Origin of the sequence: Bradyrhizobium sp. USDA 4532 (genome assembly GCF_024171315.1) — a bacterium.
Classification (GTDB): domain Bacteria; phylum Pseudomonadota; class Alphaproteobacteria; order Rhizobiales; family Xanthobacteraceae; genus Bradyrhizobium; species Bradyrhizobium australafricanum.
The window spans coordinates 4,369,685-4,384,639 of sequence record NZ_JALJZN010000001.1 but is presented as its reverse complement, the minus strand read 5'-3'; the positions used below and the strand labels follow the sequence as shown (position 1 = coordinate 4,384,639).

Sequence of the window (14,955 nt, the reverse complement as noted above, 5' to 3'; positions counted from 1 at the left end):
TGCGCATCTTCGAATGCGCCTGCGTCCGCCCGTCAGCGTCGCGCGCCCGGCACACGAGATCGAAGCTGCCGTGCCGTCGCAACATTGCGCAAATCGGGAAGCAAAACTGCTCCCCGCAAATCCGACATGCTCAACTGGAGTGAGATCGTACAGAGCGATGTTTCCCAAAAACGTGCGGCTGCCGCATCACTTTTGCGCCTGTTCGAGAGAGTGGTGCCTTTCGCATAATTGGACGGTGTCGCAAATTGCTGCGACGTCGCGCTTGCTCCTTGCGCAAGGGTAGGGCGTCTTGATCGTTGAAGTCGGGGTTGGAAAAATCGCCGGCGTAAGATGATATGCGGTGCCCGCGAGCTACGGAAGGCGCGGGTCCCTTGTAGCAGCGTTACTTGGCGCGTCTCAGTGCGACTTTTGTTGCAGTGCCAGCTGTTCCTTCCGGGGCTGAGCCACCTAGGATCGAGATGAAGTCGACCCGCGCCCAAAGAGTACTTGTGTCGGCTGCGAAAGAGTAGCGGCCTAAAGGTTTGGCTGACAGCTTTAGCTCGACCACACGATCCTGACTTCGTCGCGGCCTGAGTCACTGCGCTGTATTCTCGCTAATCACACGGAGTTTCGCGATCGTGACGGCCTATTTGTCTAAAGAGGGCCTTGGGGTGACGTTGGTGCGTGTGGGTAGTATCGGATAATCGATCTTCGGCAACTGACCGGTAAGCGAATGTAGAAAGGCGACAATTTCGTCAGTTTCTTTGTCACTCAGCTTTATGCCGAGTTGAACCTCACTCATTACGCCAACCGCTTGTTTGAGGCTCCAAACCTGACCGGAATGGAAGTAGGGAGACCGCAATGCGACGTTGCGCAATGGCGCGGTGCGGAAAACATACTCATCGCTAGGATTCTTAGTGACGGCAAAACGTCCCTTATCGTCTCTCGGAAGCAAGTTTGCGTCGGGCCTTTTAATCACGCCGAACGGGAAGTAATCCTGTCCACCGACGTTGATTCCGTTGTGGCAAGAGGAGCATCCCTTTTCGATGAATAGCTGTAGCCCGGCTTTCTGCTGGTCACTGAGAGCATATGCATCGCCCTCAAGGTACTGATCGAAGGGGGCGGTGGGTGTGATCAAGGTCGCCTCGAAAGCCTCGATGGCCTTGGCAGCATTTTCAAAGGTAACGGGCGCCGCATCGTTGGGGAACGCCTTACTGAACATAACGACATATTCCGTCATGGAATTCAACGTGCTGAGCACGCGATCGGGCGTCGCATTCATTTCGACACCGGCCTGGATAGGGCCCGCGGCCTGCGCCTTGAGATCTGCCGCGCGCCCGTCCCAGAACTGCGCCACGTTGAAGACCGCGTTGTAGACAGTTGGCGCGCGACGTGAACCCTGCTGCCAGCGATGACCGATCGAAGTCGGACCGGCATCTACCCCGCCCATCCCAACGTTATGACACGTGTTGCAGCTAATGACCTCGCTCGCCGAAAGCCTCGGATCGAAGAACAGGGATTTGCCAAGGGTAACCTTTTCGTGGGTGATCGGGTTGTCCTTCACCGCTGGAACCATTGAGGGGATTGGCTTGAAGAGTCGCCTGGCGGCGCTCATTAGATCATCATTGGCACCTGCTGCCGGCGAAACCAGAATGGCAATGGCCACGACAAATAGCTTGCCTACCATGTAAAGCTGGCCTGTCGCTGGTTTCCTCATATTAAGCCTCTTTCGTCGTAGATCAGGCAATCGCGAGCATAGGGCGGTGCGGGCGCTTCAGTCCGTCCGCAGAAAGACCCGCAGCAATCAACGACGAATGATATCTTCCGCGTTGCGGCTAGGCTGCACGCAAATCCAGCTCACGCGCTGAGTAGCAACTGCCGTGCCAGCGGAGCTCAAGATCGAAGCCGCTGAGCTGGCATCGAGCAATTCCACACTAGTAATAGGCAGCGGGCAGCTTGAGCCTGCGGAATCCGCCGTCGGTCAGAGCCGCGGCCGTCACAATTCAGAACAAGCCATTCTGACCCACCGGTCCAAAGTCTTGTGCTTCTCGGAAAACTATCGTGCCAAACTCTTGTCTGCGGGCTCTAAGACCGTTGGCGACGAACAAGCGAGCAGCGTCGGCGACAACTTATCGCCGATCGTCCCAGCGCGCCTTCAACCCAACACTAGGCCGAGCGATGATCGACCAACACCGGCGACGTTTCATACCCGGGGCAGCCGGTGAAGCGTGCAGCTGGCGCGAGTTCGTCCACAATGCGGATGTGCCCGTCTCAGAGCGTATTCACACTTGCTGGACGCTCAAAATGCTTGAATCGATCGTAGCGTCAGGTTGTAGGCATTGCGAAGCAGAGCTTCGCATCAGGGAACGCCACATTGGGAACTAGCATCGCGAATGTCACAGAGGCTGGAACGCATTGCGCGCGCTGCAAAGCGCAGCCGGCCTCTGTCGTGTCTCGGTCTTCGCAGTGAACGGGTTGCGCGTGGCGAGGCGATGATTCGGGAGACCTCATGATTACGGCGGCCCCGCGACGGCCGCTGCCGAGCGGTTGCCTAGCTCCCGATAAACAGATGACGCTCGTTGGGCAAAGAACCATAGTGAAGGATATGCGGTTTAAGAGGGATTTGGTGGATCAAGAACGACGAATGGGGTGGACTTACAATGCGCACCGCTCGGCAACCGCCCTTGCTGCGATCGCGATCGCGGCCATGTGGTGTACAGGATACGCTCGCGCGCGAGATCAGCGGGCTGAAGAAGTCCTTACGTCGTGCAGACCAGACGTAATGCGCTTCTGTGAGCGCTTCACAGGACGTAGGGATGTAGACGCAGCCATGTTTTGTCTTAGGGACAATTTCAAAAGCTTGGGCGTCGAATGTCGCCGCGCGATGCCAACCGCCGCGGATAGAAGCGGAGGACGAAAACGACGTCTCAATAGGGTTCCGATCGTCCTCCATCGAGAGTGATCCGTCCGAGCAGAAGCTACAGAAATTGACGCACGGTGACGTGTTCCAGGCTGATTAGCGCTGGACTTTGATCTGCCTGCTGTTCGAAAGTCTATCGGGCTGGAATCGTCACCCTGTTGAGCCGGACGCATCCGCCAGCGGCACTGAACGTCGTGAACCGATTGGCCTCGTTCGGCGATCGACAGGGCCACCACGCGTGTTACGAGGTCATGGTTCGCTTTGAGGTTCGATGTGCTACTGCGGCGGTTGCGCGCTATCTGCGCTGCAGCCCGTTCGGCGGACAAGGCAACCGTGAAGTTGCCATCGGCTGGCTGGAAATGATCCGACGGACGAATCTGCTTCAACGTCGGAGGTCGTTAGGCCGCACATCGTTCAGGAGCCCGTATTGTCCATCAATCTATGACGTTGTTGTCGGCAGCCTAGCATTTCTCGCAGGTGACTAGATCGACTATGACTGGCAAAAGAGCGCCGGAATGCTCGCGTTGGGGTGGGCATTTGATCGCGGTCTTCCAGATATTCTCACATTGGGATTAGGTTGGGCTCGGGGGTGCGAATCGAGCCGAAGAGACCACAGAGGTTAACCCCCAATCGAATTCGCGAAGGAACTGCATGATGCCATTGCGGCGTTTTCGATGGACGCTTCAGAGGAGCCGTTTGGCCGGGTCGGCGTGCTCGTGGTCGAATTCACATTAGGGTTTAAAACCAAAGGAAACGTCGTCGACAAGAGCCGCTCAAAGGCTGACAGCTGTTCAAGCAGGCGCTTCTCAACACCCTCGCGTTCCGCGCCAGATAGGTCCGTCTTAAGTAACCGCCGGCAGCGCCAGATCTCGTTCCGCAGCCACCTGATCTCACTTAATCTATCATCGATCGAAGTCATTGCAGATGTAGTTCACTTTGGCATTCGAGCTTAAGCACGCGGATCTTCATGAGTAGCGGTGGCTCCGCATTCATGCCGAATAATTCCGTCTGAGGACTTGTGACTGCTCACCCGTTTCTGCGCAGATGTGGCGAGCGGTTCGATTTGTGCAAGGCCCCTCTTAATCCATATCACCTTACACCGCACGTCTGACGAGAAATCGCGGCAGATCCGCGAGTGTTCTCCGCGCCCTGATAGCGTATCTTGCATAATTCCTGCGCTCTATAGTTTCGTGCCCATCAGATACGAAAGATGGAGAGATGTTAAATCACGTCCGGCATTAGGTAGCTTGAGCATGAGCTGGCAAACTAGGGCGCATCTCGCCATGCTCTATGGCACCAAAACTTACAAGCGTCCGGCGGCTTTGTTGATTGCCCAGGGTGGGCGCGGCGAAACTGTAGGACAATAGCGCGAGACCCGGAATGAAGCGACGTCGTTCTCTGGCCGTGCGAGCGGTATAATGAGTGGCGCCTTCATTGCACAGGCCTCCTCTCTAATGATTGGGCAGTCCCGCGCTGCCACCGGGCATTGCCTATCGTCGTTCCCAATGGATAAATTTATGAGTGAGGCACCCTCATCCACAGCATGAGAAATGGTATGGCGGAGATGTTTTCCCCTATGGGGAAGGCGGGTGGGCCTGACCGCGATTCCGGCGCTCGCGAATCGATCAAACAAAGCGCATGAGCCAAGGGTGGGATCTCAGCTATCGACGGCAATGTCAGCTGGACGCGGTATCTCGCTAAATAAGCACTCCACCGGGAATCATTGCGATCGACACCCGCCGTATACAATCCGCCTCCGCTCCAGGAGACCGATTTATAGCTTGAATCTCACGTTGCGACAGGTTGTAGACTTGCGCCGATGCGTCAAGACAAAGCTCAGGATTGGGCAGGCGTCGACGGCTCATTGGCAAATCGGGATCGAGGGAGACGGCTTGCTGATTGCCATCTTGGAGCTTGCAGGCGATAGCCAGGAAGGGCAGTTGCACCATCGCCACGGGAACTCTGGGCGGGCAGCTGGCAAGTGGAGTCGCCATATGGCTGGACCGACGGAATGATGCGGGCAGCAAAATGTGGCTTGCCACAACTGCAATCATTTAGTCGCGCAAGCAAGGCGCCCTGAATGAACAGGCCGGCGCCCACAGGCAGATGCTTCAAGACCGTAGATGATAAATATCTAGCCAGAGGCGATGACCGGTCGCATATAGCCGAAGGGCGCTGCGATGAAAGCTCGGAAGGTCCTATGTCCGTTCAAACTAGTCTCACGACGGCGCTAAACGAAATCGATCGTGCTGGCGGCATTGTTGAATTCTCAACTGCAGTGGTCAGGCGCGACAAGCAACTGTGCAAGGCGGACCTGCCGGTGTTTCTGCAACAAGCAGCCGTTGAGTTTCAATCCAGATTTCTACCGAGTTTCGAGGAAAGCATCCGTGCAGAGAAATCGTGGGGCTATGCCACGACATGCAATGCGGTGAGCCGAAGGGCTGGAGGTCAGGTGGGGCGGGATACTTGCGAGAGAATAGCTTCTCGCGTGTCGCAGCTGGACCATGCTCTGATGAGAAAGATCGGTATCAGGGCGCTTTCCATATTTGCGGCATCATTCGGCAGGCACGCCAGGAGAGCGGAATGTCGCGATGGGGCGGTCCGAATAGCCAAATTTTGTCGCGAGGAAAGCAGATCGCTTCAAGAATTGAACAATCTCAGCTTGGCAGGGCTGATAAACGGCTTCAGCAAGTGGCCGGAAGGGAGTGACTTTCGACAGGCCGCGGTTGCAATCGCGGGTGAGGTCATCCGCCGAGCGGACGGCCCCCACCAGCTCTCTGAGTTTAGACAGCAAGGATTGGTGAGCCTGGTAAACGGATTTAGCAAGTGGCCAGAAGAGGCGGCCTCGCGCCAAGCCGCGGCCACGCTTGCACTAGAAATCCTGCGGCGCCCCCGCCGGCTCGCCGATTTCCCTCAGCAGGGGTTGGCCATCCTTGTAAACGGTTTTAGCAAGTGGCCTGAAGAGCTGCCCTGCGGTCAAGTCACGGTCGCGGTTGCAACCGAAGTGCTTGGACGTGCGACGCGGTTCCACGAGTTTAGCGAGCAGGATCTAGCGAATTTGGTGAATGGCTTCAGCAAATGGCCAGAGGAGAATGCATCTCGTCAGGCAACAGTCGCGATCGCAAGCGAGCTCCTGCGCCGTGCCGCCCAGCTTCCCCATTATACCCAGCAAGGATTAGCGAACCTAGTGAACGGGTTCTGCAAATGGCCCGAAGATGCGACTTGCCGTAAGGCTACGGTCGCGATCGCCGGTGAGGTATTTTGCCGTGCTGCCCAGCTTCCCGATCTGACTCAGCAGGGGCTGGCAAACCTGGTGAACGGTTTTAGTAAGTGGCCGGAAGAGGCCGCGTCTCGCCGAGCTGCGGTCGCACTCGCTCGCGAGGTCCTGCGCCGCGCTGATCAGCTCTGCGAGTTCTCACAGCAGGGACTTGCGAACCTAGTGAGCGGCTTCAGTAACTGGCTGGACGAGCTACCATGCGGTCAAGTGACCGTGGTGCTCGCAGGCGAGGTCCTTCGCCGCGCCGATCGGAGGACGGGGCTCTCGGATTTCACTACCCAGGATCTCAGGGGCCTGCTGATCGGCTTCAACAGATCGCCGCCAGAAAGTGCCGGCCGCCAGGCCACGATCACGATCGTCAATGAGGTCCTTGGGCGGGGTATTAGGCTCTTTAATTTTACCAAGCTGGAAGCGGAGAATTTGCTGAGTGGCTTTAGCAAGTGGCCGCAACACGCCGCCGGGCAAGGGAGGGTGACTGAGATCATCAGGGAGCTGCAACTCGCGTCTGAGACCGCGTAGGCCCGTGAGAGGAGAAGCGATGTTACCAGATGAGGCGATCGAGCAAAGAAAGCGCCAGGCTAGTGGTGTTCGATACGCGCGGGGCGATGTCACGACACGACAACCCGGAACGATGAGAGGTGTCATAGCTCTATCGGCGACGCCCATATTGTACAGAATTGCGCGACTAATCAGAAGGACGTAGATTCGTGAGTCAGGCTGAAAACGACGTCGTCGAGCATATGCTCTCATCATTGACGATCAGCTTGTTTCAGAATCGTATCGCGCCATCCGACGAACAAGTGATGCATCATTTCGGGCTGGCCTGCGAAAGAGCGGGATTGATCGCGACGGAAGAGGTCGCAATACGGGTATTGAAGCGCGTGTCGCGCGAGATCAACCAAGCGCAGTCAGTGCTCGAGTTCGTTGGTCGCGGCGAGGGCCGGCTACACTGAGCGCGACGTAGGGAAATGCGGTCCCGGCAGCGATACGCGGTGTCTGTTCGATACGAAAGGGATCCGCGAGCGGAATTACCGCTTGCCTGCCGCAATCCGCGAAAGCGCCAGTCGAGCTTGAGGATCATGGCCCCGATCATTAATAGCTGTAGGTTCATCGTTCAGGTCGGGCTGATTGGGTACGCGCCTTGGCCTCGGTGAGCAGCTAGCGCGTTACGCGCAAAGATCTGTTAGCTTTCGGCTCAGCGATCAAACACGACCTTTCGCAGGAGGGGTAGCTTAGCTCGCCGGCACAGGAGCGGCAACGTCGCCGTCCTGTCAGCATCACGCTGCCGGAGTGCCGCCGCTCGGACACCAATTTTGCCGAGCAGGAAACTGTTTCGATCCCGTCGGACTTTTTGCGGAGCGCTGCGCCTAAGCGTCGAGAGACATCGAAGGAATGTTGGGCGGCGTATTGATCATCGCTTCGAGGCTGTCAGCTTGTCGACAGCTATATCTCGTAGGCTGAATGTCCCCGAATTGCTCGCAAGGCCGGCTCGATGTGCTCAGGCATGGCAGGAGAGGGGAGATGGAGTCCAGTATCAACCCGATCCGCGAGCGAGGCCCGTTGAGAATGGTCCTCGGTCGCCATCGGGCGCAGAGTAATCGCACCAAGCCCTGCGTGGCGACCGCTTCGTGATGTGCCCTCGTCAACCGATGAAGCGCATCCATAGCGGGGCTCTACCGGCTTCATGATACGACGCCCCGGTGCATTCGCTTCCTTTAGCTACCGAAGAGACGACATCTGTGAATACAGAACAGCTTGGCACTGGGATTCCTTCCGAAGCTTCCGATTGGGAAAGCTCCGAACCAGGGTCTCCGGCCTCATCGCAATGGGACGAAGCCTTGACGGATGAGCTGGCGTCTGCCGATTTGCCGGACCAGGTCTTGACGGATTGGGCTGCCGAAGACGGGCAGGGGCAGCATGAGAATCGGCAGCTGGTGGTAAGTCGAATGAGGGCCTGGAGGGACACGGGCGATCTGAACGAACCAATAGATCTGTCATCCCTGTCCCTGACCACCTTGGCGGCCCCGATCCCGGCCAGCTTGCGCCGCCTGAATGTCGACGACAATCAGCTGAACAGCCTTCCAGAAACACTTCCGGCCAGTCTGCAGCGGCTCTATGCGAACAATAATCGCTTGACCGGGCTGCCCGAGCTTCCGCGCGGTCTGCGGCGGCTCTATGCCATTAGCAACGGGCTGTCCAGCCTGCCCGCAGAGCTGCCGCCTGGATTGCGGCGCCTGAATGTCGACAACAATCAGTTATCCAGTCTGCCCGATCGCCTTCCAGCGACGCTTCAGGAGGTGGACGTCGCGGGTAATCAGCTGACTCGTCTGCCCGAGCTTCCAGCCGGGCTCGCGCGCCTGAATGTCGACCATAACCAGCTGACCGATCTGCCCGAGCCTCTTCCGGCCGGGCTTGAATGGCTTAGTGCCAGCCATAATCGGCTGACCAGTCTGCCCGAGACGTTTCCGGCCGTGCTGCTATGGCTTGGCGCCAGCAACAATCAGCTAACCAGCGTGCCCGAGACTGTGCTGACACAGCTAAGCCGTGACGCGAGTGTTGATCTGGAGAACAATCCTCTGTCCGACGCGGTGCAGGCCGGCCTGGCGACCGCCATGCATGCCGGAGACTATGCCGGCCCGCAGGTTTTTTTCTCGAACACCGCAGGCGCTGTGCAAGTTGAGCTGCGGTCGCTGCAGGAGGTTGTCGCGCACTGGCTCGAGGGCGAGCCGGCAACAATAACCGCTTGGCAGGCCTTCGCCGAAGAGCCAGGTGCCCTAGATTATGCACGCTTTCTCGACAGGCTCCGCGGCACCGTGAACTATGGCAGCGACGCGTTCCGGCACGCGGTCGCCGAAGATCTGCGGCAGGCAGCCATCAGGTCGAATCTGCGCGAGCAGTATTTCGAACTGGCCTCCGGAGCGAGCGCGAGCTGCGAAGATCGCGTCACTTTGACCTGGAACGGCATGCAGAGCGCACGCCTGAACGCGGATGTCGAGGACGGCGCCTATGACGGACGCCTTGGCGAACTGCTCCAGCACGGCCGCGTCATGTTTCGCTTGGAGGCCCTGGACCGAATCGCGCGCGAGACCGTCAACTCGCTTCGTCGAGCCGATCCGGACACGGACGTCGATGAGATCGAAGTCTACCTTGCCTACCAGACCCAACTGCGTGATGCGCTGGAGCTGCGGCACATCGCTCCCGACATGCGCTTCATGAGCGTCTCTCACGTTACTCGGGACGATGTCGCCAGGGCCGAGACGGCAGTGCGGAACCAGGAAGCGACCGAATTTGCGCAGTTCCTGGCGACCCGATGGCAGCCATGGGAAAGTGTGCTAAGGCGCATCGCGCCCGAAGACTATGCTAAGATGCAGGAACGGCTCGTCGATGCGATGAGCGAGCCGTTTCAAGCCCGCTTGGATCGGCGGCTGGCGGAAGATGGGCTGACAGGCGACGCCGATGCCGAGCGGATGCTCGGCGTCCAGATACGCAACGAGATCGCCCGCGAGATCAAAGGCGCGGTCATGGACCGGGTGCTCGGGAGGCTCGGCTTCGAGCTATGAGCTCCTCCGCTGGCATCATCGATGCGTCTCGCCGCCCGCAAAGCCCAAGAGGGCAGTTGCCGGTCGCGCGATTGGGTGCGGATGAGCTCAAGGAAAAGTACGCTTGATTGCACCCAATCCAGGCGGGGATTCGCGCGGTGCATTTCATTATCGCCGGTCAAACGACTGCCCATAAGCTCGACAAATAGATGGCGAGTAGTCCCAGCCTCAAGTTGCCTTTGTGCAACGCAGGCTCTCGATGTTCGTCCCACGCGATCGATAGGATCTTCGCAGCATCAAACTCGATTCTAGATCGCGGAACGTCGTGTAGTTCCGTCGTATCCACTGATGCAGCTCGGTGGACCAGTCCTTTTCGTCCCGCAGATATCCGGTGAAGGAAAAGCCAAGTCGGTCTATATATCTCTTGAGAAACAGCGGCAGCGCGGAAATCTGAAGCACTCGCTCGCCATCCATGACTTCAGGTAATCCGTCGCGCAGCGCAAATTCATTGTGGACTGTGACCAGCGATGCTGGCGGAATCCGCCGCCGCAGCATGTCATAACCGCGAAAGGAAATGCGGTCAGCGCCTGCGATGAAGAGAATGATAGGAACGACATAGCGGCGCGCCGTCTCCTTTATGAAGCCGATTTCCTCGCACATCTTGAAGAATTCGTCGAAGGCATGGAAGCCGAGATCGATCACCTTGGGTACCCGGTCGTGGACGATAAGCGGGTCCATCAACTGCATCTTGCCGTAAGTATCCGTCACATTCGCGGTCTCGGTGATCTTAGGCAGGTAATCGAGCAGTGATGGCTCTTTTAGATTGACATCGAACGACAGGGCGGTGCCGTCTTTGAGCAGCAAGAACTCGCTCAGGACGCGAGCGATGAGGGTTTTTCCGACCTGCGGGCTAGGAGAGCAGATGATGTAGATAGGGGTCGCTAACATAGCCAGCAGATCAATCTCGTTTCGTATATGGGCCTGCTCTTGGCCCGCAAGAATATGCGACTACTTCTCGCCACTTCGCGTTGCGGACTTAGCGCCGGCCAATTCCGTCAAGTTGATGCGATCAAATTCGCTCCAGACATTTGCCAGCCAGTGCCGGACATAACCGCGCAGCACGAAGGAGTTGTTCGCGGGCTCATCGTTGCGGCCCTTGTTTGCCACGAAATCGACGAACGGGACGGATGCGACTTCGACCTGCTCATAGGCCATCTCGTTAAGTTTCGGGATGGTCAACTCGGTCGCCTGTTTGATGCGGTGAAAATAGGAATTATAGGTCGACTGGTCCCACTGGAAGAACTGAGTGTCATTGATGAAGTTCTTGACCAGATAGTACTTTGCGCCGCTCATGAAGGTAGCGGTCTCCGCGATCTCGTCGAGCGAAGCGATAGACGATCCTAGGATGTGGAATACGGCAAAGGTAATCTGGCCGGATCGCGCCGAATCCAGAAATCCGATGTCGCGCAAGGAGGCCAGTGCTGAGGACAGCAATCCGGCGCGAGCGTCGATGACGGTGACGGATAGCCCGGAGTTCAGGGTATCGAAAATCTTCATCTGGTCCGCGGTCGTCGTCATGTCGACGATCTCGGTGATCTCGGGATAAAAGCGCTTCAACGTCCCACGCGGAGACTCCGTATCGAAGGCGCGCGTTTGCACGTTGTTGACGCTGAAGTAGTCCAGCAGCGTTCGTGATACGGTCGTCTTGCCGACTCCTCCCTTGTCTGCGCCCACCACAATCACAACTGGCTTCACCATCGAAATCTCCTGAGACACTCGCTCTTGCCGCGCGCAACGTGCGCAATCGGCGCGTCTCTGCTTTGGGTGAGAACATGGCAGAATGAAGGGTAATTGAATTTTCGATGCGAGAGCTCCTCAGGTTGATGAACGTTTTCAACATCGAGCGAGTTGCGTCGTCTGATTGAGACGACGGCGCACGCTGAGAGCAGCGAGTAATCGCTCCTTCTCGTGTTCTACGTCAGGTTTGTGAGTAGCCGAAAGGCCGACCGCCGAAGGATCAACCGTGATCCTGGTGATCGTTGCGATAGCGATAGCGTTCTATCTACCGAACGTTGGGTCGGCATGAAAGGACGTGAATCTTACGCTGCGTCAGCTTGTGGCCTCGATGAAAACAGGATCGAGGTGGCGCTACATGGCCTGGAGAAAAGTCGCGGATCTAGCTCGTTCGACATGGGTTGGCCCGATCTAGTGTCTCCAGAAGCGTGATGACGTCTTCGCTAGAATGCGGCTCGTCAGTTCTAAAAATGGGTTGAAACGAACTCGCTCTCTCCCTCGTGGGAGGGTGTCGGGATGTGCGAGCGCTTGAATCCGCAACGACGCAAATCGCAATCCTGCATCTGTTCGCGTCGAAGCAGGATTATCTTGTCGCGGACGAGGTAGGCAGGGAAGCCGGGCCGCCTGCCCGGCAGCGCGGTCCGACAACATCGTGCGCGACGGCAACCGCATCTATCTAGCTAAGGCGGACTTGCAGAAGATCGGGCGTATCCAATTGCGGCTTCCCGACGCGGTCATCGAAATTCGGCGCGCTCGAACGCAAATGAAAAGCTGGTGGAAAGTGACGGGGAAGGGCGGCGATGTGGCGTCGACTCAAGTATCGATAGGCTCGCTGTCAACATTCTACTCTACACCGTGAATGGCCTGGCGATATTTCTCATGGTCACGAGGCGAGAGTTGGCGAGCAGCTCTTTAGAGTACACTGCGCCGAAGTAGTCGAGGACGAAGGTGCCGGAATAGCGTAGACTTTCGGTCGCGCGGATCAGGTTATCGAGAATTGCCTCCACTTGGCCAATGCGGTCGCGGTAGCGCGCACGGATAACGTTTACGGCGTTCATCGAGTGAACAGCCTCGTCGGCAATCACCTCCCTCAGCCAGTGATGAAACGTGTTGTTACCAAGGGCGTCGTAGAAGGGCTTCTCTGCTGCATAGGCACGGCAAGTGCACATCTCATCAAATGCAATCATAACCATTAGGGAGAATTCGTCTTTCAGGTGTTCAACGATTGGACCAAAGTCGTGCGACCGAGCGTCCAATCTCTCCCGAAGATCCTTTTCGGATCCATTAGCGACGAGTTCAATGATGCGGATGAAGCCATCGGTGTGGCGCTCCTCGTCGATCGCCCAGGCGCTGAAGAATGCCGCAGCTTCATCGCTAATGATGAGGTTTCGGTGCGTCAGCTCCTCTTTTAAGAACCTCGCATCGTATTCCGTATACAGGTCGGGCCACAATTTATCCCAACGTGCGCGTACAGCTGACGGCTCGGCGTTGAACATCGCTGGTGTAAGATCATTGAATAGTTCTTTTGGACTCCAGTGCCGCCGGACCGGGGTAATCATCTCAGTGCCCCTAATCGTGGTGCGAGCGCTCTGGCGCAGCATTGCGGGCCGAACGGTCTCAAGACAATCTGCCGCAGACAAGCTGTGCCGTCGCCTATCTGCTTTAAGAGGTTTATTGTTTGCTGCGGAGCGTTCCGCCTGAAATGTCGTCTTGAATGGAGCTCAGCGCGTGTTTTAGTCAAGGCTGCGTGTTCAAATCGCCCGGCAGGAGGGCTCGCCTGACGACAGGAGTGTCGCCATCGTGATCTGGCATGCTGACAGGACGTCTGGCGACAAAACATCGAGCGAGGGGCTCAGGCCCTACCCGCGATCATGCCCGTGGCCCTGCGCATATTTCGATTATAATCGGCGCCATCACGGACACCGGATTAAGGCTCAGCCGCGAGGCGGGTACCGATGGATGCTTGATCCGCGTCAGCGTAGGTCCCGAACGTGATCGGTAAATGATTCTTACGAGACACCGTCCTCCGGCTTCAGATCCATCTGGAAGGTCAAGCAAGATCATGGTCGAGGGGCTGGCCGGGAAGTGCGGCGCTCTTGCTTGCTATCAACGTCCTCCCTGCATGCGGCAGCGCCGCGCTGTAGCTTTTCCGAAGAGCCTTTAATGTGGACGTCCAGTGTGGAAAAGTACGTCGGGCAGGTCGGCAAGCTTTTGCCAACTATTCTCGCTTTCCGTTCTGCCCGATAACGGTTCGAAAACAGTTGTGTAGCAAGTTCTAGCCCGAGATGGCAGGGGAGATGCAAACATGATCGGACTGGCCGTTATGGAAAACGTGCGGCGCTACCGCGCCATAGCTTCGCTATGTCGTCAGGCTGCTGCGTTCCGGCCAATCCAAGGGGGCTCATTGCTGGCGCAAGCTGCAGATTGGGAAGAGCGCGCAGTTGCGGAGCTTGAGAGATATTTTGACTGTTCGACTGCATGTCCTCGTTGAAGTGACCGGACGACCGAGTTCGTTACCCAAGAATGGGTAGACTCAAGATACAGAATGTTGGCCAGGTGACTTGGTTACGAAGTCGTGTAAGAGAGGGGTGACCTAATGGCGTCTAATTGAGGGTGGAGGCATGCTTCGCCCAGACGAGTGCGTGGTGGGCTCACGCCGTCTAGCCAGAAGAAGGCGCTCGGCTCTCGCGATTGTACGCGAGAAATTTGCGTTCCGCGCGACCACATCGTTCGAAAGGAAATGCGCCTTGTAATCTCCACGTGATCATTATCTGGCGGTCTGTCGGCCATCTGGCTGTCTGTCGGCCAGCCGACTGACATGGATATGCATCCGCGATTTACCTTTGTCGGCTGTGAGATCTCGATCTGGCTAAGGCGTACTGTTCGCCTTGCAGCTCCTGATTGGAGTTTCGGATGCCCGTCTTGCCTTCAATTGCGGCCGATAGTTCGAGGTTGTTGCGCAACATCGAATTTGTCGGCTCGATCGCGAGACCTTGACGGTATAGCGCTTGCGCTTCTTGGTGGCGCCCCTGTTGATCGAGTACGACGCCTTTGGCGTTCAATGCGCGCAGGTCACCGGGTGCTGCCAATAGTACCTCATCAAGCACTTGAAGTGCCTCATCTGCGGAATTGCGCGCCAACAAGACCCGGGTAAGAGAAATCGCCGCATTGACGTTGTTCGGTTGTTGGTTAAAGGCATCGCGCAGACTCTGCCCATCAGCATCAACGAGAGTGCGCGAACTCTGCTCGCGCATGGCGGGATCAACTTCTTTGGTGCCTGCCGAGGCTGACGTGGACCACTGTTGGCGTGAAAGGTCGGACGGGCTCGCGCAACCGGCGAGCATCACAGTAGTGAGTATCGCAGGCAGAGCCGACCATGGGCCTGGACTAACGAAGCACAAGCGCCGCCGACGTTTGGTTCCATTTAAATTCATAGCCTGCTCACG

Annotated in this window: 10 protein-coding genes; 5 read left to right on the top strand and 5 right to left on the bottom strand. The window is 57.4% G+C overall.

What is annotated here, in order from left to right:
• Nucleotides 1-625: 625 nt before the first annotated feature.
• Complete coding sequence (locus J2R76_RS20020; protein ID WP_253624718.1) at nucleotides 626-1,696, bottom strand: cytochrome-c peroxidase; 1,071 nt, start codon at nucleotides 1,694-1,696, stop codon at nucleotides 626-628.
• Nucleotides 1,697-5,099: 3,403 nt separating this feature from the next.
• Here J2R76_RS20020 and J2R76_RS20015 point away from each other — a divergent pair.
• From J2R76_RS20015 to J2R76_RS20005, 3 genes are all read left to right on the top strand, one after another.
• Nucleotides 5,100-6,695, top strand: coding sequence for a hypothetical protein (locus J2R76_RS20015; protein ID WP_253624717.1), 1,596 nt, complete (start codon nucleotides 5,100-5,102; stop codon nucleotides 6,693-6,695).
• A gap of 188 nt (nucleotides 6,696-6,883) precedes the next feature.
• Nucleotides 6,884-7,129 carry a hypothetical protein gene (locus J2R76_RS20010; protein WP_229157577.1) on the top strand — a complete coding sequence of 82 codons (246 nt, stop codon included), beginning with the start codon at nucleotides 6,884-6,886 and terminating at the stop codon, nucleotides 7,127-7,129.
• Between the two features lie 786 nt (nucleotides 7,130-7,915).
• Nucleotides 7,916-9,736 carry an NEL-type E3 ubiquitin ligase domain-containing protein gene (locus J2R76_RS20005; protein WP_375166513.1) on the top strand — a complete coding sequence of 607 codons (1,821 nt, stop codon included), beginning with the start codon at nucleotides 7,916-7,918 and terminating at the stop codon, nucleotides 9,734-9,736.
• Between the two features lie 207 nt (nucleotides 9,737-9,943).
• Here J2R76_RS20005 and J2R76_RS20000 read toward each other — a convergent pair whose 3' ends face one another.
• A complete protein-coding gene (locus J2R76_RS20000; RefSeq protein WP_253624715.1) occupies nucleotides 9,944-10,663 on the bottom strand; it encodes a hypothetical protein in 720 nt (239 codons plus the stop codon).
• Nucleotides 10,664-10,723: 60 nt separating this feature from the next.
• Complete coding sequence (locus J2R76_RS19995; protein ID WP_253624714.1) at nucleotides 10,724-11,473, bottom strand: hypothetical protein; 750 nt, start codon at nucleotides 11,471-11,473, stop codon at nucleotides 10,724-10,726.
• Nucleotides 11,474-12,161: 688 nt separating this feature from the next.
• Here J2R76_RS19995 and J2R76_RS19990 point away from each other — a divergent pair.
• Nucleotides 12,162-12,368 (top strand): hypothetical protein, encoded by a 207-nt coding sequence (locus J2R76_RS19990; RefSeq protein ID WP_253624713.1) that lies wholly within the window; start codon nucleotides 12,162-12,164, stop codon nucleotides 12,366-12,368.
• Here the strand turns inward: J2R76_RS19990 and J2R76_RS19985 are convergent.
• Nucleotides 12,358-13,068 carry a hypothetical protein gene (locus J2R76_RS19985; RefSeq protein ID WP_253624712.1) on the bottom strand — a complete coding sequence of 237 codons (711 nt, stop codon included), beginning with the start codon at nucleotides 13,066-13,068 and terminating at the stop codon, nucleotides 12,358-12,360. The genes J2R76_RS19990 and J2R76_RS19985 overlap by 11 nt on opposite strands.
• Nucleotides 13,069-13,814: 746 nt before the next feature.
• On the opposite strand from J2R76_RS19985, the gene J2R76_RS41085 reads away from it, so the two are divergent.
• The gene (locus tag J2R76_RS41085) at nucleotides 13,815-14,000 is read left to right on the top strand and encodes a hypothetical protein (RefSeq protein WP_375166512.1); all 186 of its coding nucleotides are present in this window, start codon (nucleotides 13,815-13,817) and stop codon (nucleotides 13,998-14,000) included.
• A 346-nt stretch (nucleotides 14,001-14,346) separates the two neighbouring features.
• Here J2R76_RS41085 and J2R76_RS19980 read toward each other — a convergent pair whose 3' ends face one another.
• Complete coding sequence (locus tag J2R76_RS19980) at nucleotides 14,347-14,763, bottom strand: tetratricopeptide repeat protein (RefSeq protein WP_253624711.1); 417 nt, start codon at nucleotides 14,761-14,763, stop codon at nucleotides 14,347-14,349.
• Between the last annotated feature and the right edge of the window lie 192 nt (nucleotides 14,764-14,955).